Source organism: Pseudomonas sp. GW458-11-26-14-LB4, assembly GCF_059423925.1.
This window is the reverse complement of record NZ_JBWKYU010000016.1, coordinates 1-25190: the sequence shown is the minus strand read 5'-3', so window position 1 is coordinate 25190 and position 25190 is coordinate 1. Positions and strand designations below refer to the sequence as shown.

Sequence of the window (25190 nt, the reverse complement as noted above, 5' to 3'; positions counted from 1 at the left end):
CCGACAATAACGCGAGGCGCAAGAGGCCACGTAACTTGCGAACAAGTTACGTTGCTTGAATCTTTTGATTACTTCACGCCGGCACGCCGGTCACTGACTTTCGACAGTGAGGCCCAGTCCTGATCGGCCTGACCATGGGCCATGCCGTCCAGCAGGTTGTCCCTCAACACGCTGGCAAACGGCAGGGGCACCTGGGCCGCTTCACCGGCCTCCAGCGCCAGGCGTACATCCTTGAGACCCAGCGACAATTTGAAACCGGCCGGCTCGAATTTCTCATCGACCATCAGCTTGCCGTAGCCCTGATAGACCGGCATGGCGAACAGGGCCGAGGTGATCATCTCGATGAACGCCTCGCGACTGATACCGTAGCCGCCGGCCAGGGTCGAGGCTTCGGCCATGGATTCGATTGCCGAGGCGATCATCAGATTGGCCGACAGTTTGGCGGCGCAGGCCACTTCAGCCGTGTCGCCGAGCGTCCAGGTCTTGCGCCCCAGCACATCGAACAGCGGCTGCACCCGGGCCAGTGCTTCGGCGGGCCCGGAGGCGAGAATATTCAGATTGCCGGCAGCCGCCACATCGACCCGCCCCAGCACCGGTGCCGACACGTAACCGACGCCGCGTGTTTCATGCACGGTCGCCAGTTCCCTGGCCAGCGACACGGACACCGTGGACATGTTGACGTGAACGCTGCCGGCCCGCAGACCGTCCAGCGCCTTGGCGTCGAAGAACACCGAGCGGATTGCCGTGTCATCGCCGAGCATGGAAATCAGCACCTCGGCCTTCGCCGCCAGCGCCGGTGTCTCGACAGGTTCGGCGCCGGCCTTGGCCAGTGCTTCCAGCGGTGCCGACGAACGATTCCACACGCGGACCCGATGCCCGGCTTTCAGCAGGTTCAGCACCATCGGTGCGCCCATCGTGCCCAGACCGATAAATCCCAGTTCCATATCGCGTTCCTCTCTCGATGAGGTGTTCAAAGCCGTTCAGACGATGATGCAGAATTGCGATTGTACGTGTACAGGCGTACATTTCAAGTGCCGCGATGATTCATTCTTCGCGGCAAGGGTTTCAAACACACCTTTACCCAAGGCAAGGAGGCTTTATGCAATTCGGGATCTACACCGTTGGCGACGTCACACAAGACCCTACCAACGCCCGTACCCCCAGCGAATCCGAGCGCATCCAGGCCACCCTGCAAATTGCGCAGAAGGCCGAAGACATCGGACTGGACGTGTTCGCCACCGGCGAGCACCACAATCCCCCGTTCATCACCTCCTCTCCCACCACGCTGCTGGCCTACATCGCAGCCAAGACCCAACGCATCATTCTCTCGACGTCTACCACCCTGATCAGCACCAACGATCCGGTGCGTCTGGCCGAAGAATATTCGCTGCTGCAAAACCTCTGCGGCGGCCGTATGGACCTGATGCTCGGCCGGGGCAACACCGCGCCGGTCTATCCCTGGTTCGGCAAGAGCATCGCCGACGGTCTGCCACTGGCGATGGAAAACTATCGCCTGCTGCACCGGCTCTGGCGCGAAGAAGACCTCAACTGGAGTGGACGCTTTCGCACTCCGCTGAAAAACTTCACCTCGATCCCGCGGCCCCTCGATGACCTGCCGCCCTTCGTCTGGCACGGCTCGATCCGCACCCCGGAAATCGCCGAGCAGGCCGCGTATTACGGCGACGGTTTTTTCGCCAGCCACATCCTCTGGCCCCGTGAGCATTTCATGGCGCTGGTCGAGTTCTACCGCGCGCGGTTTGCCCATTACGGTCACGGCACGCCGGAGCAGGCGATCGTCGGTCTCGGCGGGCATATTTTCATGCGTCGCAACTCGCAGGATGCACGCCGTGAATTCCGCCCCTACTTCGACAACGCCCCGGTGTATGGCCACGGTCCATCCTTGGAAGAGTTCATGGAGATGACCCCGCTGGCGGTTGGCAGCCCCCAGGAAATCATCGACAAGACCCTGACCTTCCGCGAGTACTTCGGCGACTATCAGCGCCAGCTGTTCCTGTTCGACCATGGCGGCATTCCGCTGAAGACCGTGCTGGAACAACTCGACATGTTCGGCAAGGAAGTCTTGCCGGTGCTGCGTGAAGAAACCCGCAAACGCCGCTCGCCGCTGGCGGCCGAAGCGCCGACACATGCCAATCGCCTGGCCCGGTTGCAAACCCTGTCGGCCGATCCGCACGCCACGGCCAAAGCTGCACAACTCGACAGCGTGACCGGCCACTGAACCTGTGGGAGCGGGCTTGCTCGCTCCCACATTTAGTCAGGCAGCGCCTTTCAACGGGCGCTGCGCATCCATCGCCACCACCACGTCATCGTGGATCAAACGCGCCAGATACTGACCGTAACCGGTCTTGCTCATGCTGCCCGCGTGCACCAGCAATTGCGCGTCGTCGATCCAGCCCTTGTTGTAGGCGATCTCTTCGAGGCAGGCGATTTTCAGGCCCTGGCGTTTCTCGATGGCCTGCACGAAATTGCCGGCCTCAATCAACGCATCGTGGGTTCCGGTATCCAGCCAGGCCATCCCACGACCCATCACCGATACGTTCAATTTCCCGCGTTGCAGATAGACGTTGTTGACATCGGTAATCTCCAGTTCACCTCGCGGCGATGGCTTGATGTCGGCGGCAATCTTCAGCACTTCGTTGTCGTAGAAATACAGGCCGGTGACGGCATAGTTGGACTTCGGATCGCTCGGTTTTTCGCAGATGCTCAAGGCCTTGCCGGCAGCATCGAATTCCACCACGCCAAAGCGCTCGGGATCGGCCACGTAGTAACCGAACACCGTAGCGCCTTCATCACGCGCCGCCGCTAGCAGCAGGGTTTCGCCGAAGCCGGCGCCGTAGAAAATGTTGTCGCCGAGCACCAGGCAGACGTTGTCTTCACCGACGAATTCGCGACCGATGATGAACGCTTGAGCGAGACCGTCCGGGCTCGGTTGTACCGCGTAGCTCAGGCTCAGGCCCAACTGGCTGCCGTCGCCGAGCATGCGCTGGAAGCCCGGCAGATCTTCCGGGGTGGAGATGATCAGGATCTCGCGGATTTCCGCCAGCATCAGCACCGACAGCGGATAGTAGATCATCGGTTTGTCATACACCGGCAGCGACTGTTTCGAGACGCCCAGAGTGATCGGGTGCAGACGCGAACCGGCGCCGCCCGCCAGCAGAATTCCTTTGTACTTGGCCATGCTTTTTTCCTTTCAAGCAGTGAGATTTGAATGGCTGAATGTTCAGGCCACGAGGGCTTCGTCGCGTTGCTCGCCGAGGCGCTCCAGCGCGTAGGCACCGGACATCACCCGCAGCCACCAGGCGCGGTTGTCCAGATACCAGTCGACGGTTTTCTGCATGCCGCTTTCGAAGGTTTCCTGCGGGGTCCAGCCCAGCGTTGCGTGGATTTTCCCGGCATCGACGGCATAGCGTTTGTCGTGGCCCGGACGATCCTTGACGAAGGTGATCAGATCGCGGAAGTGAGCAACACCCACCGGCTTTTCCGCGCCGCGTGCCTCAAGCAAATCGCACAGGGTTTGCACCACTTCCAGGTTGGTCTTCTCGTTGTGGCCGCCGATGTTGTAGGTCTGCCCGACCTCACCGCGCGTGACCACCGCGTACAGGGCGCGGGCGTGATCTTCGACGAACAGCCAGTCGCGGATTTGTGCGCCATCGCCGTACACCGGCAACGGCTTGCCTTGCAGCGCATTGAGAATGACGTGAGGAATCAGTTTTTCCGGGAAGTGATACGGCCCGTAATTGTTCGAGCAATTGCTCATCACCACCGGCAGGCCAAAGGTGCGATGCCAGGCGCGGACCAGATGATCGGAACCGGCCTTGGTCGCTGAGTACGGCGAACTTGGCGCATACGGCGTGCGCTCGGTGAACGCCGGATCTTCGGGTTCCAGGTCGCCATACACTTCATCGGTGGAAATGTGATGGAAACGGAACGCCGCCTGTCGCGCCGCGTCCAGTCGGTTCCAGTAACCACGCGCCGCTTCGAGCATCGTGTAGGTGCCGACGATGTTGGTTTCGATGAAGGCTTGCGGGCCATCGATCGAGCGGTCCACGTGGGACTCGGCGGCCAGGTGCATCACCGCATCCGGTTGCAGGCGCGCGAACAGTTCGTCCAGCGCCGGCTTGTCGCAGATGTCGACCTGGCAGAACCGGTAACGCGGCGAATCGGACACATCGGCCAGCGATTCAAGGTTGCCGGCGTAGGTCAGTTTGTCGACGTTGATCACTTCACATTCGGTCTCTTCAATCAGAAACCGCACCACGGCCGAGCCAATGAAGCCCGCGCCCCCTGTCACTAAAATTTTCATCAGCGCCTCCCCTGGCAAAATGATGACTTAACGTCCTTCGATGCTATGTGCGGGTCAGTTCAACAACGCGACCCAGTATTGCGACAGTCCTTGTTCGAGAATCAGCAGTGTCTGGATGCAGACGAAGCTTTCGTCAGTGGTTGCCGAGGTTGCGTTGAGCGGGCCGAAACCACCGTCCTGCTTCTGATGGGCAGCGATCCAGTCTTTCGATTCCTGCAAATACGTCGGCTGCGCGTCGAGCAGATACATCGCCGCGATGGCCATGTAAGTGCCCACCAGGCTGACCGCTTTGCCCGGCCGGTAATGGAACGAGCCGTTGGTCAGTTGCAGCTTTTGCAGCCAGGCGACAGTCTGTTCGGCATCGACGATGCGTCGGTTGAGAATGAAAAGCGTCGACACCACGCGGTACACCGAAAACGCGTCCGGCGGATACCCGGGCTTATTGGAGAAGCCGCCCTCGGCCGAGCGGCAGCGCAAGGCAAACGCCATCACGCCCTGCTCGTCCGGCGCCTTGGCTTCAAGGGCATGCAGCGACAGCACCGCCAGGTTGGTGTGCCAGATGTCCGAGCCGAAACCCGGCACATCGCCGAACCCGCCATCGGGGTTCTGACACGCTTGCAGGTAACGCACGCAACCGCCGATATCGTTCGGCAACGCGCCCAGTACTCGCAGCGACAGCACCGCGCAGTAGGTCGCGAACACATCGCTCAGATGCCCCGGTTGCTCGGCAAATCCACCGTCGGTGTTTTGTGAAGCCCTGATGCAATCGATCAGGCTGGCCTTGTTTTCGATTTGCAGACCCAGCGCATGCAAGTCCGAGATCACGTGCAACCCGGAGAACACCTGCCAGGTCTTGTCGGCACGGAACCCCAGTGGCGCGGTTTCGGCAGTCAGCCCGTAAGGCGTTTCATTCGATGCCCGAGCCTTGGCCAGCCAAGCCAGATAACGCTGCAGATCGACATTGATGGTCGGCACGCCATTCGGATGAATGCGCTGCACATCACCACCGCCATCGATCACTTGCAGCTCACGGTTTACCAACGCCGCATCGTCATGATGAGTGACGGCAGCGGCCGGTTCGATGGACTGCAAGGCGTGGGCCGCGGCGAGCTGGGTTTTCAGACTCTTCAGGTGCAACGGCAGGTACGTCAGGTTGCCGATACTGAAAATCCCCGGCTGACGCGGCGGCGCCCAAAACTGGCGAATGAACGGCACGGTCGGGTCATCCGGGGTCGACCAGAAATAGCCCTTGCCCATGAACAGCCCGCCATTGCGGGCGTCGTGAAACTCCAGCAACGCTGCCGTCACCGAAGTCCGGTCGGCTTCGCTCGCGCCGGACGGCAAGGCTTGAATCGCCTGCAACAGCAACGCCACGTCGTAGGCAATCTTGATCGGAAATGGCGACTCGTGATGTTTGTACGAGGTGTGCCAGTCGCAACGCACTTTGCCGTTGATCCCGACCCGATCCCAATACCCGCCGTACGCCGGATCGCGGAACAGCGCCAGGGTTTGCAGCAGGAACGAACGGGCCAGATTCGACAGCGCATTGTCGTCGCGCGCATCAGCCAGTTGCGCCAGCACCAAGCTGACCTGAGCACGCACGCCGCAACGGGTCAGCGCCACATCGACACAGGATTGGCTGTCGCTGCCGGCCACCCGGCCGATCAGGTTTTCTGCATGAATCTGCAAGTGCCCGACCAAGCCGAGACCCAACGGCTGATTGTCGATACGCGCCAACAAGGCCGTGGCGCTGATGTCGAGATCGATCGGGGTCGCGAGCTCCAGCGGAGTCGACCAGTCGCTGCTGTAAAGGCCGGCGACCGTGGACCGAGCGTAGATCGCTTCGACCTTTTCCAGCAGGCCGTGGATCGCGGCATTGTTTGCTGCGTCCTGCGGCACCCTCCGTTGATAGGCAATCAATGCCGCCAGCGCATCCAGTTGCAGCGCCAGCGTGCGGCAGCGTCCGGAGCCGTGCGGCGTCCAGTAGCGGTCGGCGAGCTCATGGAAACCGCCATTCGACGCATCATGCAAACGCATCAGCCCGTCATGGGCAAAACGCAGTTCGACATCGTCGCCGTGTTCAGCCTGGTAGAGCGTCGCCGCGACCTGATCCTGCAATTGCTTGTCGCTGGAAATCGCAACCTCGCCACTGGCATCGGTCACGGCGAAAAAGCCGCCGTGGTCGATGTCCTTGAGGCCTTGATCAAATAGAAACTGCGGATGCAGTGACATGGTGAATCCCTCTTCCTTGAGGTTAAGCGGCTTTGCTTTCGGTCAGCGACACAACGCTGCCCTGGCACAACTCGATAATGCGCGTCGCGGCGCGGGCGGCACCTTCGCCATCCGGCGCAGCCACTTGCTGATGCGGTGCGTAGTAGGTCGAAGCGTCGGTGTCTTTTTCCAGTTCGCCCTGGATCAGTTCGACGATCGCATCGCGGTCGTGGCCCAGATGCGTCGGGAAACCCAGCAGCTCCAGACGGCGCAGCGCCTCGAGTTCGTGGTACTCGGATTTGGACGGCAGCACGAACAGCGTCGGAATCTGGAGTGCGGCGATTTCCGTTACGGTGATCCAGCCCGGCGCCGAAATCAGCAGGCTGGCTTCGCGCAGCAGGCCCATCCAGTCCGGGTAGTACGGCACGCAGACGACGCCGTCCTGAGCCTGGATATCCTGACGGCCGAGCAACACCAGTTTCAGTTCCGGATTGCGCTCGCGCAGGATCTTGAAGCTGTCCAGATACGCAGCGAGCAGCGCATCCTTGTTCTGGGCAAACATTGTGGTGCCGCTGATCGAAGCCACAATGAACGGCGAGTCGCCGAGGTTCAGTTGCTCGCGCACGTTCAAGCCGGTCTGCACATTGATGTCGCGGATCATCGGGCCGACAAAATGCGCCTTGCCACTGACCAGCGCTTCGGCCACCGGCGTGCCCTGATCGAGGGAAGCCACGTACGGTTTGTCGGTCAGCACCAGTTGGCTCTGATTGATCATCCAGTTGAACTGGCTGTGCAGCGCGGTGCGGGCCCGGGCCATTTCCAGCGCGTTGACTTCGAAACCGCCGTCGGCCAGATCATGGTCTTCGAGCTGGCACAGGGTGAAGTCGTAGCGCTCGGTGACGAACACCAGCGGCGTACCGCTGAAAATCGCGGCCAGGCAGGCGGCCATGTTGTAGTCCGACACCAGAGCGGTCGGTTTGTACTCGGCGATCAGGGCCAGGTAAGACAGAATCCGCTCGCCGGACAAGAAGGTATTGGCGATATATCCGCCGATGTAATTATTCCAGTCGAGTTCTTTCGACAAGTTGCTCTTTTTCGAGTAATCGACCAAACGTCCGGCAATATCCACAACTTCTACGCCAGACTTTTCGAACATCGGCGTGAAGGTTGGCTGCAAGGAAGCCAGTGCCACAGTCAGTGGCATGTCCGGACGCTGTTTCTTGATCGCCTGAGCGATGGACAGCGCGCGCATGTTGTGACCGGAACCGGTTGGATTGGGGGCAAATAAAATCATTCCTGAATCTCCATTAGTTGAACAACGCCATGAACCACAGTGTTTTCCAATACATCCCTTATAACCACCGAGTACGGTTTGATAACGGCACCGTCACCAATATTCAGTGGACCTACCAAGATGGCGCCCTCGCCAATAACGCAACGACTTCCAATGCGCACCGGTGCCTCCTCCCAGGGCAGTGAGCGGAATGAATGATCATGAGTGGAGGCAACGATCGTGACCCCCTCGGACAACTCGCTGAAAGCACCGACGGATACGCCGCCGGCCGCCTCGATAACCACACCGGCAGCCAGTCGCGCGCCTGTGCCCAATTCGATGCCACCCAGTTGTGACATGCCGCCCTGACGGCTGCTGCGCCCGATCAGGATGCAGTCCCGGGCGATTTCCACCGACGCCCCGCCGCGCAATTCGGCATCGATCAGGGCGTCGTCGCTGATGTCCCAGGTCTGGGTGTCGGGGTTCAGCGACTTGAGCCGCGCGACCGACTGCGTGGACCGATCGAGCATTGACGGCAAGCCTTGGCGCGCCCGGTCCCGGACTTTGGCCAGCACCGGTTCCGGGCTCGGCCGGCCGTCCTCGACCACGGTGCGCCGGGCAATGACCCGCGCCGGACGACCGACGACGATTGCGTCCGGCGGCACATCCGCTGTCACCAACGCGCCAGCCGCCACCACGGCCCCGGCACCGATGGAAACACCGGCGGCCACGGTGGCCTTTGCGCCCAGCCAGACGTTTTCGGCAATCCGAACCGGAGACTGCGCCGTCCCCAGGCACTGGGCGCCGGTGGCGAACATGCTGGATTTGCCGATGGACGCATACCGCAAATCGCACCTGAAGCCGATGAAGCAGTCATCGCTTATCTGCACATGTGTCAGGCGACTGCCGACACGCACCCAGACGTGCCGACCAAGTTCACTCGCACTATCAACAATTGTCGAAACTTCAATTACGTTTATGTCGTCCACAATAAAGCCTCATTCCATTGATGCCGGGCACATAAAAACTCGATAGGCGTGCGTATCCCGCAGATATAAATCCGCCAGCGCACAAATAATAATTAACTGTTTATTTAAGGCTTCAACTCAAAGCACGCGAGACATTGCGTCCGCGCCGCTTATTAACTGTCCGGTTCATTCAACTGTCATTATTCATTAACAACGGGTAGAAGTTCACACTTGAGCCAAAAGCCAAGTCAGTTTCGAGATGAGAAAAAGCCGATTCAAGTCTGTCCGTGACTCAGGTTAAGCTCCCTTTGGAGGAATAGTTCTTTAGTACGAATGTTATAGTACAGACGATTTTGTTTTGCAATAGGTGTCAGAATGGTTATCTCGTTTTAGTCTAAAAATTGATTGAACTTTTATGGTGCACGCTTGTACCAAAACCTTCTTATATGCACAGCGCTGGTGCAAATCAGGGAGGAGTGCAGATTTGCTCCAGCGCTTACAGACATCTGGAGGTCGACCCCAGACACTTCGACAGCCCCCACGAACGCTACGGTGACGGCTCTATTTCCCTCTGGCCTGGAGCCGTCATGCCCGCACCTATCACCGTTTTGCGAGACACCCATCCCCTGCCCGTACTCGACGCCTGCAAATGGGAAAAGCTCGAGGGCGACCCGCACACCGTCAACCTCAACGCCTACACCAGCGAAGACGGCAGCAAGATCATGGGCACCTGGATCTGCACACCGGGCAAGTGGCGAGTGGATTACGTGAAGTGGGAGTACTGCCATTTCCAGGAAGGCTACTGCGTGATTACCCCGGACGGCATGGAGCCGATTCACCTGCGCGCCGGCGACATCTTCGTGGTCGAGCCAGGCATGAAGGGCACCTGGGAAGTGGTCGAAACCGTGCGCAAATATTTCGTGTTCGCCTGATACAAAAAAGCCGGGAAACCACCCGACGTGATTTCCCGGCAACACCTACTGCATCTGAATTGCAGACCTGCGACGAGCGCAGGCCTGACGACGATTACTGCGGCTTGCGATAGCTGTTGATGATCGCCGAGAAGTCCTTACCCCCTTCCCCGCGCTGACTCATCGCCTGATACAACTGCTGCGCCACCGCGCCCAGCACCACCGGCTGATGGGCCTGACGCGCCGCTTCGGTGGCCAGCCCCAGATCCTTGAGCATCAGCTCGGCGCCGAAGCCACCGGTGTAACCACGAGAGGCCGGCGCCGTTTCGACGATCCCCGGCCACGGGTTGTACATTTCCGAACTCCAGCAACGGCCGGTCGAGCTGTTGATGATCCCGGCGAGCACCGTGGTGTCGATCCCCAGCGCATCGCCCAGGGCCATCGCCTCGCTGACGCCGACCATCGAAATGGCGAGCAACAGATTGTTGCAGATCTTGGCGATCTGCCCGGTGCCGACTTCACCGCAATGCACGATGTTGCGGCCCATCTGCGCCAGCACCGGTTGCAGGGTGGCGAACAGTTCAGGAGTGGCGCCGACCATGAAGGTCAGCGTCCCGGCCGTGGCACCGCCGGTACCGCCTGACACCGGGGCATCGGCCATGGCCACGCCTTGTTTGGCAGCCGCTGCCGCCACATCGCGCGCAGTCTGCGGGTCGATGGTGCTGCAATCCACTGCCGGCACGCCTTTACCGATCCCGGCCAGCACACCGTCCTCACCGAGCCAGACGCTGCGTACATGCACGGCGGCGGGCAGCATAGTGATCACCAGTTCTGCATCTTCAGCCGCTTCGCGAGCCGAAGCGCGGATGGTGCCGCCCAGTTGCTCGAGTTCCGCCAGCACGGTTTTGTTCAGGTCCACCAGATTCAGCGAATGCCCGGCCTTGATCAGGTTGCGCGCCATCGGCGCGCCCATGTTGCCCAGACCGATAAATGCGATTTTCATGGCCATTCCTCAGCGCAGGTTGATGGTGGTATTCACGCCGTCGTTGACGCTGTCGTCATCGAACCAGCGCGCCGTGACCGTTTTGGTCTGGGTGTAGAACTGCACCACTTGCTTGCCGTACGGGCCGAGGTCGCCGAGTTTCGAACCGCGCGAACCGGTGAAGCTGAAGAACGGCACCGGCACCGGAATCGGGATGTTGATGCCGACCTGGCCGACGTCGATTTCAGTCTGGAATTTACGCGCCGCGGCACCACTCTGGGTGAACAGGCCCGTGCCGTTGCCGAATGGGTTGGCGTTGACCAGCGCGATGGCCTGATCGAGGGTGTCGACTTCCAGCACCACCAGCACCGGGCCGAAGATTTCCTGGGTGTAGATCTGCATGTCGGTGGTCACCCCGGAGAACAGGGTCGGGCCGACAAAGTTGCCTTTCTCGTAGCCCGGCACGCTGATGTCGCGACCGTCCAGCTCGAGTTTGGCGCCTTCCTTGATGCCGCTTTCGATCAGATCGAGAATCCGCGCCTTGGCCTTTTTCGAAATGACCGGACCGACATCGGTGCCCGGCTCGTTGCCGGCGTTGACCTTGAGTTTCTGCGCCAGCGCTTTCAGATCCGGCAACCATTGTTTGGCCGCACCCACCAGCACCACCACCGAGGTGGCCATGCAACGCTGACCGGCCGCACCGAAACCGGCGCCGACCAGCGCATTGAGCGCTTGCTCGCGATTGGCATCCGGCAGCACCACCGCGTGGTTCTTCGCGCCCATCATCGATTGCACGCGCTTGCCATGCTTACCGGCCAGGTCATAAACGTGGGTGCCGACGGCGGTCGAACCGACGAACGAAACCGCCTTGATGTCCTTGTGGGTGCACAGGCCATCGACCACGTCCTTGCCACCATGGACGACGTTCAAAACACCGGCCGGAATGCCCGCTTCAATCGCCAGTTCCACCAGCAACATGGTCGACAGCGGATCCTGTTCGGATGGCTTGAGGACGAAGGTGTTGCCGCAGGCGATGGCCATCGGGAACATCCACAGCGGAATCATTGCCGGGAAGTTGAACGGGGTGATGCCGGCGCAAACGCCGATCGGCTGGCGCAGGGTGTAGGTGTCGACGCCGCCGGCCACGTTCTCGGCGAACTCGCCCATTTGCAGGCTGCCGATGGAGCAGGCGTGCTCGACCACTTCCAGGCCACGGAAAATGTCGCCTTCGGCATCGGCAATGGTCTTGCCCTGCTCGGCGCTCAGCACCACGGCGATGCGTTTGGAATGCTCGCGGATCAGCGCTTGCAGCTTGAGCATGATGCGCATGCGCGCGCCAATCGGGGTCAGTTTCCAGGTCTGGAAGGCGCGCTGTGCGGCGCTGACGGCGGCGTCGACTTCAGCGGCGGTGGCGAACGGAACCTTGGCCAGAACCTGCTGGGTCGCCGGGTTGACGATGTCGTGCCACTCGGTGGTCTGCGACTCGACCCACTCGCCGTCGATCAGCAGCTTGACCTTCTGGATCGTGGTTTCGTTGGGCGTAAGCGATGCGTTCATGCTGGTCTCCAGAACTTGTTTTTATCTTAGGAGCCAAGGCGAAAGGTTCGCCTTGAGATGAGGCGTGTGTCACGAATTGGTTGTCGGACTGTTTTTGGAGTATAGATGTGCAAACTTCTAATAAGAACGCACATATAAGCCCGTCCATCATGCAAAAAAACATCACGTCTCTAGGTTCGCTGAACTGGGACGACCTCAAGTTTTTCCTCGAAGTCGCCCGTACCCGCAAGGCCAGCACGGCGGCCAAGCGCCTGGCGGTCGACTACACCACCGTGTCGCGGCGGATCAGTTCGCTGGAAGCGGCGCTCGGCACTTTGCTGTTCGAAAAGTCGCGTACCAGCGGTTTCGTACTGACTGCCGAAGGCCAGCGCCTGCTGAGTTATGCCGAGTCGATCGAAAGCACGCTGCACATGGCCTGCGAGCAGGTGTCAGGCTCCGGCGTCGCGCTGTCCGGGCATGTGCGCATGGGCTGCACCGAAGGTTTCGGCAGCTTCTTCATCACCCCGCAACTGAGCCACTTCGTCGACGCCTACCCGGCGATCTCGGTGGACATCCTGCCGCTGCCGCACTTCATCAGCCTGTCCAAACGCGAGGCCGACATCGTCATCGCCCTCGAACGCCCGGAACACGGGCCGTACGTGTGCTGCAAACTCTGCGACTACCGCTTGCAGCTCTACGCGACCCAGGAATACCTCGACAAACACCCGCCGATCCGCCGCCCCGCCGACCTGGGCAAGCATCAATTCATCAGTTATGTGGATGATCTGGCGTTCAGCTCGGAGCTGCTGTATCTGGCGAACGTGTTGCCCGGCGCCAGCGCCAATTTGCGCAGCACCAGCGTGATCGCGCAGTTCGTGGCGGCGCAGCAGGGGCGCTCATTGGCGATTCTGCCGTGCTTCCTCGCAGCACAGGATCCGCGCCTGTTGCCGGTGCTGCCGGAGGAAATCGACATCACCCGGCAGTTCTGGATGTACTGCCGGGAGGACCTGCGCAAGCTCAAGCGGATCACCCTGTTGTGGGATTACATCCGTGAGGTGACCGAGCGCAATCAGGCGCTGTTGATGGGTGAGACCCGCGAAATGCAGTTCGCCGATTAATCGGCGCTGACCACGATCGACACCCGGCGGTTTTCGGTGCGGCCGGCGGCGGTGTCGTTCGAGGCGACCGGTTCGCGGCTGCCGAGGCCTTGCAGCTGAATGTTCTCTTCCTTCATGCCGACCGACGTCAGCACTTTGCCGACGCTTTTCGCGCGACGCAGAGACAGCTGCTGGTTGTAGGTTTCCTTGCCCGAGGCATCGGTGTGGCCATCGACCCGCACCCGCTCGATGCCGACACCCAGCAACGCCTTGCCGATACGCTCGACGATTTCGGTACTTTGCTGGTTCAGGCTTTCGACATCGCTGCCAAACAGCACTTTGCCCGACAGGCCGAACTCCCAGCCATCATCGGTCAACTCGAAGCCTTGCTGCTTGAGGACCGCAACCTGGGCTGGCGTCAGGCCTTTTTGCGGGGCGGTCTGGCAACCGGTCAGGGCCAGCATGGCCGTCAGCAACAGGGTGGAAAACAGTCGAAAGGAAAGTGAGAACACGGGCATCAGCTCCTGGTTTGAACGGGATCGACCGGGTGCTCCGACCCGGCCGTGGATTGGGCGCCGCGCGACAAACGCTTGGCTTGATACATCGCGGCATCGGCCGCATCAAGCAAGGTGCCGGGCGTGACGCCATGATCGGGGTAAACGGCGATGCCGATACTGAGCGACGTCACGACACTGCTGTCGCCCGGCAGCGCAATCGGGGTGTCCATGCTGGCGAGGATCTTGTCGGCAATGCGCTCGGCGTCTTCGGTCTTGTGCAAGGGCGTGAGCAGAACGGCGAACTCGTCACCGCCCAGACGCGCCACCAGATCCTCTTCACGCAACTGCGCCCGCACCCGATTCGCCACCGCCACCAGCACCGCGTCACCGGCGGCATGACCGAAGTTGTCGTTGATGTCCTTGAAGCGGTCGCTGTCGAGAAACAGCACCGCCACGCGCTCGTTGAGTTTGTGGGCGCTGCGTAGCGCACGGATCAGGCGGCCTTCGAAAAAGGCCCGGTTCGGCAAGCCGGTGAGACTGTCGTGGCTGGCCTGGTGGGCGAGGGTTTCGTTCTCGCTTTGCAGGTGGGTTTGCCAGTCTTCGAGTTCATCGAGCAAGGCATTGAAGTCATTGCCGAGGTTGTCCAGTTCGGCAATCTTCGCCCGTGGCACCCGTCGATCCAGTGCCCGCTCGCTGCGGGCCGCATGCGCCACCGCCGCCAGGCTGTGCAACGGGCCGATGATCCTGCGCAACTGACGCTGCGCCAGATAGAGCGCGACCCAGGCGCTGATCGCCGTGCAGAGAATGATCCCCGCCAGACCGCTCAACAGAAAGCGCATCAGGCTGCCGCCGTGGCCGATCAGTAAAATGCGCCCGATCTCGCGATCCTGATGCAGGATCGGCAGGCTGATGGGTTTTTCCAGAATCACTCGCGCGACCTGCATCTCCAGTTCGGAAAACAAGCCGTTCTCTGGACGTTGCCAGCGCGCGAGCAACTGGCCCTGAGTGTCCAGCACCTGGGCATCCGCCACCTCTTCGGTCGAGGCGATCAACGCCAGCGCTTCGGTCGCGGCGGCCTTGTCGTTGAACACCACGGCGGCTTCCACGGTGTAACTGATCGAGCGGGCGATCAAGTGCAGGTTGTGATCGGCATAGACCCGCAGCGCCAGCACCCCGAGCAGCGTCAGCGACACGCTGGCCATTGCCACGGCGACCAGCGCCACAATCAGGTTGCCACGGCCGATGACCGAGCCGAGGGTCGGGCGCCCTGTGGATTTGTCGCGTCTCATGGCACCGCCGGTTTGCGGCGCGACAACTGCAGCACGCTGGGATGAATGCGCACACCGCTGCGGGCAACGGAGTCGAGATTGACCTCGAACGACACTTGTTCATCACCAACCCGCAGGCAGAACAGGCTACCGACCGTGCATTGATCGCCGCCTTCGCTGATGCTCAGCACCGGATGGCCGATCAGGGACGCGAACAGCCGGCTGCGTTCGTCGGTCGTAAGCTTACCGATGTAGACCGCGTCGCACTCGCTGACGATGGCCGGATTGTCGGCCAACAGTCGACGCACGATGACCGGACGCCCCGTGGCCTGGGTCGTACCCTTGACCAGGTCGTCGGTGTATTCGGTCGGGCCGACGATGCACAGGCGCAATTGCGCCGGTTCTACCGGCCAGCGCGCGTAACTGAGGATACCGAGGACAACCTGGGTGACGGATTTGGCCCGCTGTTCGGCCATGCCCGTCGGGGGTTGAGCCTGGGCAGCGGCCACACCCGTGAGCAAACAGAGCACACCGGCAAGCAACGCCCGCTTGCAGCCAACTACGCGCTCTGTCGCCCAGACAGCTACCTTCATGCAGGGATTCTCTTGGATCGTTACGAAATGATGCCGCAACGATAGCACAGGGTTGGAACACCAGCGATACAGCGACCTCTGACCGGTCGGTCAATTATCGGCAGCAATCGAAGGCACCTTCATCCTTTATGCGGCGCCCCTTCTTCCAGTTCCAGCATCAGTCCACTCAGGCGCTTCACCTTGCGCTGCACCGCTTCTTCAAACACGCCGCTCCGAGGTTCGATCAAGGTGAACCAGTCCTTGGCCCGGGTAATTCCGGTGTAGATCAGCTCCTTGGTCAACACGGGATTCAGGGCGTCCGGCAGGATCAACGCGGTATGGGCAAACTCCGAGCCTTGCGACTTGTGCACGGTCATCGCATAGACGGTCTCGACATCGTTGAGCCGGCTCGGCAGCACGAAACGCACCCCGCCGCGCCCGTCGTTACGCGGGAACGCCACTCGCAACACCGACTTGCCGGCATCCGGGCCATCGCGCTCGGGCAATTTCAGGGCGATACCGATGTCACCGTTCATCAGCCCCAGACCGTAGTCATTTCGGGTCATCAGCACCGGCCGGCCTTCGTACCATTGCTGATCGCTTTCGATCAGCCGCGCTTTGAGTAACGCGTCGGTGATGCGCTGGTTCAGCCCCTCGACACCCCACGGCCCTTTGCGCACTGCGCACAACAACTGGAAGGTATCGAAGGCCCGCAGGACGTCACGCGCCCAGTCGACCCAGCCTGAATGTTCGAGCGGCGTTCCAATCGCCGGACGTCGATCGCGCAAAACGCTCAGATAATGTCGATAACCGTGAGGGCCTTCGCCGTGTCCATCGAGCACCAGGTGCTCAAGTTTCCGGTCGTGCTCGTTCTGAAGCGGCAACGAAAACACATCTCCATGAGTCTTGGCTTCCAGCAACTGCCGAGCCTCGTCCGGGAGTTGCTGATTCACCCGCCGCGCCAGTTGGCCGATGCCGCTGCCCTCGCCGAAACGCCGCGAGTGACGCAACATCACCACTTGCTGGGCCAGCGGATGCGAGCCGTCAGAGCCTTCGTGCAAGCCGCTGTCCTGCAGGGATTCGCCGCTCACCTGTTCCAGCCACTGGCGAGTCTGCGGACTGTACCAACCGGCTTCGGCATCGCGGCACAAATCTCCCAGCACCGCCCCCGCCTCCACAGAGGCCAGTTGATCCTTGTCGCCCAGCAACACCAATCGGGCATGAGGCGGCAAGGCATCGAGCAGGTTGGCCATCATTTCCAGGTCGATCATGGACGCTTCATCGACCACCAGAACGTCCAGGGGCAGACGGTTACCGGCATGGTGGCGAAAGTGCCGCGTGCCGGGACGACTGCCGAGCAGGCGGTGCACCGTGGTCACCTCGGTCGGGATTTTTTCCCGGACGCTGTCAGCGACCTTCAGCGATTGCACCTGCTGACTGATGGACTCGGTCAGCCGCGCCGCCGCTTTACCGGTAGGCGCCGCGAGCCGAATGCGCAATGGTTGATGCGCCTCGACCGCAGGTGCCTGGAGCAACGCCAGCAAACGGACCACCGTCGTCGTCTTGCCGGTACCTGGACCGCCCGTGATGATGCTGAAGGCACTTCGGGTGGCCAGGGCGCAGGCGAGTTTCTGCCAGTCGATGACATCCGCACGCTGCGCTGGATCGAACAGCTCGTCCAGCCGCCGTGCAAGATCGGATGGTGTCGCTTCCTGCTCCGCGAGCCGCTGACGCAATGCGCTGTCGATACGCCGCTCGTAGGCCCAATAGCGCCGCAAGTACAAGCGCTTGCCGGACAACACCAGCGGGCGTTCCTGCGACGACGCACTTTCGTCGGCGGCCAGTGCCACCAGCGAACTGCCGGCCAGTACCTTGCACCAGTGCGCTCCGTCGAGGGTTTCGAGCAGTTGCGATGGCAGCAGCAACACGCCGGGTTGTGCATCCCCCTCTGGCGGTAGGGACAAAGCGAAATCCGGCGCCTTGAGGGTTTCGAACAGATCCAGACAGACATGACCATGGCCGAGCTGGTGACTGGTCAATGCGGCGGCGAGCAACACCAGCGGATCGACATCGGGTGCCAACTCATGAAGAAAGGCCACGAATGCCTTGTCCAGTGCCCGCAACCAGCCACGCTCGACCCATTGGGTCAGCAACAGCAACAGATCATCGGCACGGGTCAGGGGCGTCAGTTGCGCGAGGCTGTCGGCGGTCAGCGGCGTTGGCAGCAGGTCGGCGAATGTCCGTTTCATAGCAATACTCCCTGTTCCCACGCGGGCTCGGCCTTGGGTTGCGGTTTGCCCTGGAACATCAAGTCCAGACGCTCGATCAGCTTCCGTGGTGGGCGTGCGAAGTAAACGCCACCACCAGGCGCCCGAGTTCCACGCAGAAACAGATACAACGCGCCGCCGATATGCCGGTCGTAGTCGTAATCGGCGAGCCGCGCCTTGAGCTGACGATGCAGTGCCAACAGGTACAACACGTATTGCAGGTCGTAACGGTTGTCGAGAATTGACTGCTCCATGGCCCGTTCGGTGTACGCAGCGTCATCGACACCCAGCCAGTTGGATTTGTAATCCGCCACGTAGTAACGACCTTCGTGCTCGAACGTCAGGTCGATAAAGCCTTTGAACATGCCATTGAGCTGCACCGCTTCGGCGCCGACCCGGGCCACACCGTTGTGAGTGAATTGACGCACCTGTTCGTCGAGCTTGAGCACGTCGACTTTGTGGCTGGCGAACCAGAACTCCATCTCGACCCGATATTGCTTCAATTGCTCAAGCACCACTGGCGGTTGGTCGAAGCCCGCAGGCAGTGGCAGTTTGAGCAAGTGCTGCAACCAGTCGCCGAGGGTGGTGATCCAGCCCTCCCAACCCCGTCGATTGCAACGCCGGGCGATCGCATCATCGAGCGACTCGCGGGTGACCGCGAAGCCCTCCTCACCCGCCCACTCGAGCAAACCGTGAAGAAACGTTCCCGGATTCGGTCCGCGAGGGAAGCGGTGAATGTCGGCCCCGCCGGCGAAGATCTCGCGCGGAGCTTCAGGATCGAGGCGTTCGTCGTCGAACAGCTTTTGCGCTTGCGGACTGTCGGGGGCTTCGTCGTTGCCAGCGCTTAGCACGTCACTGATGCGCAAGGCACTGTACGAAGCGATCCACCAGTTCTCGCTGGCCCTGCGGCTCGGTAAAAGGGTGGCACGCAGCTTGGCTTCGTTACGCGGAGGCTGGTACTCCTCGCTGGTGGCCGCCGGCATTTCAACAACGCTCAGCGCCGAACAATCCTGTTGCAGATCGTCCAGCCAGCGAGCCAATCCGCTGGATTCACCCAACGTTGCGCCACCGCCCAACAGATAGCCCAGCGCAGAAAGATGCAGTACCGAGCTGCTGTGGTTACCGCGCTTGAGATCCGTCACCCCGAGCCAGCACGCATGTTGTGCGCGAGTCAGCGCGACGTAGAGCAAACGCAGATCCTCCGCCAGGCGCTCGTTGTCCGCCAGGGCGATCAGTTCGGCGTCGGGCTTCAGACTGATGCGGGCCTTGCCGGACTCATCGTGGTAATGCAGCGGCAATCGACTGCCATCCACGGGTTTGGCCGAGCAGATGAAAGGCAGGAACACCAACGGGTATTCAAGCCCTTTGGACTTGTGAATGGTCACGACCTTGACCAGTTGTTCGTCGCTTTCAAGACGCAGGATCTGCTCTTCACCTGCCTGCCCTGACAGCGCCAGATGCTCGGCCAGATGACGGATCAGTGCCTGCTCGCCATCGAGTTCCGACGCGGCCTGTTGCAACAACTCCGACAGATGCAACAGGTTGGTCAGCACCCGCTCGCCATCACTGCGGGCAATGAGCATCTGCGGCAGTTGAAAGTCGTGCAGCAGGCGCCGCAACATCGGCAGCACCCCTTGCTTGCGCCAGAGCTCACGATAACCACGGAACTGCATCACCCGGGATTCCCAGACCAGTTCGTCCTGATTCAGGCGCTCCAGTTCAGCCAGCGGCAGGTTCAGCGTGATGCACGCCAGCGCCGCTTTCAGGGAGCGTTCGACATCCGGCTCGGCGCACGCCTTGAGCCACGACAACAGGTCATGGGCTTCCTGTGCGGCAAAGACCGAGTCCTTGTCCGACAGATAAACGCTGCGGACTCCGCGCGCTGCAAGCTCACCGCGTACCGCCTGCGCCTCTTTACCGTCGCGCACCAGGATCGCAATGTCCGCTGGCCGCAGCCCACGCCAATCCTTGCCGTCCTGCGCAAACCCGGCACGACCGGTTTGCCCGCCATTGAGCAGAGTCGTGATCTCACTGGCGCAGGCCGCCGCCAACTGCTGGCGATAAACCGCCCCGGACAGTGGTTTGTCGGTGGATAAATGCCAGATGTTCAGCGCCGGTACGTCCAGCCCGGATACCTGCAAATGTTCTTTACGACCCTGAGCCTCCACAGGCTGGAACGGCACCGGGTTATCGCCACTTTTCTCTCGGAACAGAAATGCTCCGCGCCCTTGCTCACGGGACTCGGCACGTTCGAAAACATGGTTGACCGCACTGACCATCCCGTGACTGGAGCGGAAGTTGGTGCCCAGGGTATGCAGGCGTCCGGTTGTGGCCTGGCGGGCTCGCAGGTAGGTGTAGATGTCCGCGCCACGGAAGGCATAGATCGCCTGCTTGGGGTCGCCAATCAGGAACAGCCCGGTCTCGGGGTTATTCTCTTCAATGCGATAGATGCTTTCGAAGATCCGGTACTGCACCGGGTCCGTGTCCTGGAACTCATCGATCAGGGCGACCGGGAACTGCTCGCGGATGAGCGTGGCGAGCCGCTCCCCACCGTCGGATTGCAAGGCCGAGTCCAGACGCAATAGCATGTCGTCGAAACCCATTTCGGCTCGACGGCGCTTCTCGTCTTCAAAGCGGGCACCGACCCATTTGGCAGCATGCTGCAGCACGGCCGCATCGGGCGTCGGCAAATTGTCGAGGCTCGACTTGAGCACAGGCATGGCATCCAGGCCCGGGTGACTCGGCGGCTCGCCCTTCCAGGCTTCAGCCATGCCCTCCGGCGTGAGCCTGGCGAACCCGGTGCCGATATCCAGTTGCTCGAATGACTCGTCCTCGGCCCAGGCCTTGAGCTTTTCGAACCAGGGTTCGAAATAGCGGGCTTGCATCTTGCGCCCGTCCACGGTTTTGTTGGCGACGCCCTGATGACAGATCGCGAGCAACTCATCGGCCCACTGCCGCCATGGTCCCTTCAACTCCACCAATGCCGCACGGCGTTCCTGCAGGCATTCTTCGATCAGCTCGGAGGGGGTCTTGTCAGAGTCCGCTTCGCGCTCGGTGCCAAACAGCCCACGCACTCGCGGTAACAGGGCCGCCGGACCTCCCCAGTGACTGCGGACCCAGCTCAATGCATCGCCCTGCATCGGATAGCAGAACAGCCGCCAATAATCGCGCAGCACTTCGCCGAGCAGGTCGCTGTGATCGGTTTCCAGGGTCTGGGTAAACAGACTGCCGCTGTCGAACGCATGCTCGCGCAACATTCGCTGACACCAACTGTGGATCGTCGAAACGGCGGCTTCGTCCATCCATTGCGCGGCGATATCCAGGCGGTTCGCGCAACCGGGCCATTGTTGCGGATCGAACTGTGCACGCAGTTCATCGATCAGCGCATCAGGGGGAGGCGTCTCGTCACGAAAGAAACGGGCGGCCTCGGCCAGACGCGTGCGTATACGTTCGCGCAGTTCTTTGGTGGCCGCGTCGGTGAAGGTCACCACGAGAATCTGCGGGGGCAACAGCTCTCGACCGAAACCACTCGCCTCGCCTCCGTGGCCGAGGATCAACCGCAGATACAACGCCGAAATGGTGAACGTCTTGCCAGTGCCCGCACTGGCTTCAATCAGTTGGCTGCCCTTTAACGGGAATGCCAGGGCGAGTGGCGGCTGGTTACTCATGCGCCTGCCTCCTCGTGGATCCATGAGCGCCACGGTGCCTCAAGCAGAGGGCGATACAGTGCATCACACCAACCGGAGAAGGTTTCATCCGCCTGCAGTGCATCGAAGTCGGCGAATTGTCGGGACAGAGCCGGACTTTCACGCCGCTCGCCTTCGCTGGTCTGACCATCGCCCTCATAGGCTTTACGGGCAGCCGCTTCAGCCTTGACCGGATCGGTCTGGGCCAGCCATGCAAAAGCCGTTTTCACCGCGACCGGAAGTGGCTGGCGCATGCCCGTCTGCCAGGCGAGCAGCAGATCCTCGAGAATTCGCCCCGCTCGAGTCTGTTCCAGAGGTTCAAGAAGGAGCGTGTCATCACTGGCCACCAGTGCGGTCGTCAGGGAGAGTCCACTGGCGCACGCGACGAGATGGCTGACCCAGGGCTTGGTCATGCGATGCCATTTGCGGCTCTTAATCGAGCCTATGCTGTTGGGGATTGTTGTGACCGACAGTACGCCGCCATCGGCGCGCCGGTGCAAACCGCCTAGCCATCCTTCAAGGCGCAGTTCCTGCCATTCAAAATTGATCGGTAGCGCGTTGGTTAGCGGTGTCGGCCATAACGCCAACAGCTGTTGATATCGTTGCAACAAGTCTGGCAAAGGCTCAATCAACTCTCGTTGAAGGCATTCACCGAACCCGGCCATGGGCAGCAGTCCGCTGTTCTGCAGGCGCCGGGCTTGAGACTCGAGCGCCTGATCAACATTGTTCGGGTCTCTCAAGGCTGCCCCGAGCAAGCTGTCGCTGAGCATGTATCGCTGCAACGCATCCAGCACAAAAGGTTCCTCGTCAGCCTGAGGTACCTGCGCCGCTTCAAAGTAAACCTTGAGTCGCTGAGTGAAAAAGTGTCGAACCGGATTGCGCAGGAAGTCCTGCAGCAGCTCCAGACTCAACGGTTCCTCCTGAACATGGGGGGCAAGCATTGTTGCGACGTCATTCTGCTCGTGATGCTGATGCAGCACTTGCCATTCGCTGGCATAGCTGAACAGTTTGTCTTCCTCATGGAAGTAGCGCGAACTGAATGGCTGCAACGGATGCTCCTGAGTCATGGCAATCAGAAGATCTTCGTTGTCGTCGACCGATCGCCATCCATTGGCGAGATGATCGCGCAACTGGCCGATCAACACAGAGGCTGGCCGCTCGCTGTTGTCGCGAATGCTGCGGCCCACCCAACTGATGTAAAGCTGATGACGGGCGGACAAGAGCGCTTCGAGCAGAAGATAGCGATCATCCTCCCGACGGGATCGATCTCCCGGCCGGTAGTCGCTGCCCATGAGATCGAAGTCCAGCGGCGGTTGAGCGCGTGGATAATCGCCATCGTTCATTCCCAACAGGCAAACCAGCTTGAACGGGATCGCGCGCATCGGCATCAGTGTGCAAAAGTTCACGGCACCGGCCAGGAAGCGCTGCGACAGACGCCCCTGATCCAGTCCCGCCAGCCAGGCCTCGCGGACGACGGTCAGTGGCAGCTCGTCCAGCAGACCGACGGCTTCACAAGTTTCCAGCCAGGTTTCGCGCAACTCCTCGAGTTGAGCCAGCAGATAGTCGTCATGCTCATCTTCGGGCTTGAAAAACAGCTGCATCAACGCCTGAAGCCGATGTCCCCATTCCTGCGGTTGCGCGGGTTTCATCAGTTGCTGATGCGAGAGTTCCAGTGCATCCAGCAACGCTACCAACGGGCCGATCAACGCGGCATCGAGACCACCGATTTCATCGTAGGGTTCGATATCCCCACAGGCTCCGGAACTGCCGACGGCATAGCCGAGCAGCATCCGACGCAGGCCGAAGCGCCAACTGTTTTGCTCCAGTTCGTCGGGCAATCCCAGTTCGGCCCGTTGCCCGGCATCGATGCCCCAACGTACGCCGGCCCCTTCGATCCAGCGATGCAGAGTCGGCAAGTCTCGCTCCTGCACACCAAACCTGGCGCGTAACGCAGGAACGTCGAGCAGGTCGAGAATTTCACTGACGGGGAAACGACTGTCCGGCAGCTTGAGCAGATGCTCGACAGCGATCAGTAATGGATCCCGTCCGCGCTGCCCCTGATCGGCCATGGTGAAAGGAATGAAGCGTGGATCCTGACGATCCAGTTGGCCAAATACGGCGCGGATATGCGGCGCATAACTATCGATGTCAGGCACCATCACGATCACATCGCGAGGGCGTAATTGAGGGTTGGCACTGAAACGGGCCAGGAGTTGGTCGTGGAGAATCTCCACTTCGCGCTGGGCGCTATGGGCAATGTGAAAGCGGATCGAATCGTCTTGAGTCAGATCGACTGCCGGCCAGAGCGTTCGAGTCTCGCTGAGCGGCCGCAGCTCCAGAATGTCGTCCTGTAACTGATTGAGCATGTTCTCCGGCTGTTTTTCGCTGAACAGATCGATACGTCCGTTGCGAAATGCTGCGCGATAGCTGTCCGGCTCGTCGTAGCTGTCGAGAAGGTTGATGTAATCGCGACCTTGCTTACCCCACGCTGCGAGGAGCGGGTGAGCATGTTGGTGGAGCGATTCCGAATCCAGCACCACAGGCATGCCGTTTTTTCGGGCCTGCCGCTTGTACTGATGACGCAAGAGATCCTTGTCGGCAACGATATCGGCCCAGTGATAACGACAGGGGTTATGGACGCACAATAAAACCTGGCTGAAACGAGACAACCCGGCCAATGCTTCCAGTACCTGGGCGGGCAACGAGGAAATTCCGAAAACGATCACTCGCTGTGGAAGTCCGGTCGGTGCGCGTTCAAGACTGTTGATGCGCTCCATGAACCGCTGGTGCACGCCCGCGCGACTCTGGGCCATGCCTTGCTCGCCCACATCGTCCAGCAGAGCGCGCCACAATTCTGCCTGCCAGCAACTGGTCGGTGAGAGCGGCTTCGCTTCACCTCTTACATTTCGGAGTTGATGATGCCCCTCTGCCCAGTCCTCAAGCCAATCAGCGCGGTAAACCTGGTATTGGTCGAAGAGGTCTGCCAGACGTTCGGACAACTGGTAGCGTTTGCGTAGATCGGTGTCATGGGTGAGGAAGCGTTGTAGCGGTTCGAAATGCGGACGGTTGATGACCTGTGGCAACAGGCGCATCAGACGCCAGGTCAACGGTGCCTTGTCGAGCAGCGACTTTGCCGGAATTTCCTCTCGTCCCAGAACCATCCGGTAAAGCTGCCACATGAAACTGCCCGGCAGTTGCACATCAATAGCGGCGGCGATACCACAGCCGCCGGAGTCGTCCTCTTCAGGGTCCTCAGCCAGTGCCAGCTTGAGCCATTGAGCGATGCCGTTGCTCTGTACGAGCGCGATTTCGTTCTCCAGGGGAGCCAGTGGATAGCGCCGCATGATGCTGATCACAAGGCTGCGCAGTTCATCCAGGCTGTTGCTCTGAACGACCATGAATGCAGCGTTGAGGGACTGGGTGTCCGGCATGAAGGCTTCCTTGGAAAAGTACAAAAGCTAGGGCTGAACCTTAGCATTGTCGGCCGGCGGCGACAGCCGCAAGGCGGCTGAGAATGCTGTAAGAACTTTCCTGCGGGCAAAACAAAACCCCAACTGCTTTCGCAATTGGGGTTTCGGAATTTAATCTTGACGATGACCTA

At 60.8% G+C, this 25190-nt stretch carries 17 protein-coding genes; 3 read left to right on the top strand and 14 right to left on the bottom strand.

Annotated elements, in window-relative coordinates; all coding sequences use genetic code 11:
• Positions 1–68 precede the first annotated feature (68 nt).
• A complete protein-coding gene (locus tag AC07XZ_RS20400) occupies positions 69–974 on the bottom strand; it encodes an NAD(P)-dependent oxidoreductase (RefSeq protein WP_256590565.1) in 906 nt (301 codons plus the stop codon).
• Between the two features lie 125 nt (positions 975–1099).
• On the opposite strand from AC07XZ_RS20400, the gene AC07XZ_RS20395 reads away from it, so the two are divergent.
• Positions 1100–2236 (top strand): LLM class flavin-dependent oxidoreductase, encoded by a 1137-nt coding sequence (locus AC07XZ_RS20395; RefSeq protein ID WP_085746841.1) that lies wholly within the window; start codon positions 1100–1102, stop codon positions 2234–2236.
• 36 nt (positions 2237–2272) lie between these two features.
• On the opposite strand, the gene rfbA is transcribed toward AC07XZ_RS20395, so the two are convergent.
• Genes rfbA through AC07XZ_RS20370 form a run of 5 tightly spaced genes read right to left on the bottom strand, consistent with a single transcriptional unit; the run spans position 2273 to position 8794 of the window.
• Entirely contained in the window at positions 2273–3196 is a 924-nt protein-coding gene (rfbA, locus tag AC07XZ_RS20390; protein WP_085746840.1) for a glucose-1-phosphate thymidylyltransferase RfbA, read from the bottom strand.
• Positions 3197–3238: 42 nt separating this feature from the next.
• Positions 3239–4321 carry a dTDP-glucose 4,6-dehydratase gene (gene rfbB, locus AC07XZ_RS20385; protein WP_207252686.1) on the bottom strand — a complete coding sequence of 361 codons (1083 nt, stop codon included), beginning with the start codon at positions 4319–4321 and terminating at the stop codon, positions 3239–3241.
• Between the two features lie 54 nt (positions 4322–4375).
• Positions 4376–6553, bottom strand: a complete 2178-nt coding sequence (locus AC07XZ_RS20380; protein WP_102687312.1) for a prenyltransferase/squalene oxidase repeat-containing protein — start codon at positions 6551–6553, stop codon at positions 4376–4378.
• A gap of 22 nt (positions 6554–6575) precedes the next feature.
• The gene (locus AC07XZ_RS20375; protein WP_007953861.1) at positions 6576–7826 is read right to left on the bottom strand and encodes a glycosyltransferase family 28 protein; all 1251 of its coding nucleotides are present in this window, start codon (positions 7824–7826) and stop codon (positions 6576–6578) included.
• Entirely contained in the window at positions 7823–8794 is a 972-nt protein-coding gene (locus AC07XZ_RS20370) for an acyltransferase (protein WP_102687311.1), read from the bottom strand. The genes AC07XZ_RS20375 and AC07XZ_RS20370 overlap by 4 nt, the downstream gene beginning before the upstream one ends.
• A 566-nt stretch (positions 8795–9360) precedes the next feature.
• Between AC07XZ_RS20370 and AC07XZ_RS20365 the strand changes: the two genes are divergently transcribed.
• Complete coding sequence (locus AC07XZ_RS20365) at positions 9361–9705, top strand: cupin domain-containing protein (RefSeq protein WP_007953863.1); 345 nt, start codon at positions 9361–9363, stop codon at positions 9703–9705.
• A gap of 94 nt (positions 9706–9799) precedes the next feature.
• Here AC07XZ_RS20365 and mmsB read toward each other — a convergent pair whose 3' ends face one another.
• The gene (gene mmsB / locus AC07XZ_RS20360; protein ID WP_039772935.1) at positions 9800–10687 is read right to left on the bottom strand and encodes a 3-hydroxyisobutyrate dehydrogenase; all 888 of its coding nucleotides are present in this window, start codon (positions 10685–10687) and stop codon (positions 9800–9802) included.
• Positions 10688–10696: 9 nt separating this feature from the next.
• Positions 10697–12223, bottom strand: coding sequence for a CoA-acylating methylmalonate-semialdehyde dehydrogenase (locus tag AC07XZ_RS20355; RefSeq protein ID WP_011332335.1), 1527 nt, complete (start codon positions 12221–12223; stop codon positions 10697–10699).
• Between the two features lie 149 nt (positions 12224–12372).
• Between AC07XZ_RS20355 and AC07XZ_RS20350 the strand changes: the two genes are divergently transcribed.
• Positions 12373–13320: a LysR family transcriptional regulator gene (locus AC07XZ_RS20350; RefSeq protein WP_039772937.1), complete on the top strand. Its 948-nt coding sequence runs from the start codon at positions 12373–12375 to the stop codon at positions 13318–13320.
• Here AC07XZ_RS20350 and yfiB read toward each other — a convergent pair.
• From yfiB to recC, 6 genes are all read right to left on the bottom strand, one after another.
• Positions 13317–13817 carry an outer membrane lipoprotein YfiB gene (yfiB, locus tag AC07XZ_RS20345; RefSeq protein ID WP_170844893.1) on the bottom strand — a complete coding sequence of 167 codons (501 nt, stop codon included), beginning with the start codon at positions 13815–13817 and terminating at the stop codon, positions 13317–13319. The two genes, AC07XZ_RS20350 and yfiB, sit on opposite strands and share 4 nt — an antisense overlap.
• Positions 13817–15085 carry a diguanylate cyclase DgcN/YfiN gene (gene dgcN, locus AC07XZ_RS20340; protein ID WP_102687310.1) on the bottom strand — a complete coding sequence of 423 codons (1269 nt, stop codon included), beginning with the start codon at positions 15083–15085 and terminating at the stop codon, positions 13817–13819. Before dgcN ends, yfiB begins: the two co-directional genes overlap by 1 nt.
• Positions 15082–15657, bottom strand: coding sequence for a regulatory sequestration protein YfiR (gene yfiR / locus AC07XZ_RS20335; protein ID WP_085746835.1), 576 nt, complete (start codon positions 15655–15657; stop codon positions 15082–15084). The genes dgcN and yfiR overlap by 4 nt, the downstream gene beginning before the upstream one ends.
• A 119-nt stretch (positions 15658–15776) precedes the next feature.
• Positions 15777–17885 carry an exodeoxyribonuclease V subunit alpha gene (gene recD, locus AC07XZ_RS20330; RefSeq protein ID WP_102687309.1) on the bottom strand — a complete coding sequence of 703 codons (2109 nt, stop codon included), beginning with the start codon at positions 17883–17885 and terminating at the stop codon, positions 15777–15779.
• Positions 17882–21571, bottom strand: coding sequence for an exodeoxyribonuclease V subunit beta (gene recB / locus AC07XZ_RS20325; RefSeq protein ID WP_102687308.1), 3690 nt, complete (start codon positions 21569–21571; stop codon positions 17882–17884). The genes recD and recB overlap by 4 nt, the downstream gene beginning before the upstream one ends.
• Entirely contained in the window at positions 21568–25020 is a 3453-nt protein-coding gene (gene recC, locus AC07XZ_RS20320) for an exodeoxyribonuclease V subunit gamma (RefSeq protein WP_102687307.1), read from the bottom strand. The genes recB and recC overlap by 4 nt, the downstream gene beginning before the upstream one ends.
• Positions 25021–25190 lie beyond the last annotated feature (170 nt).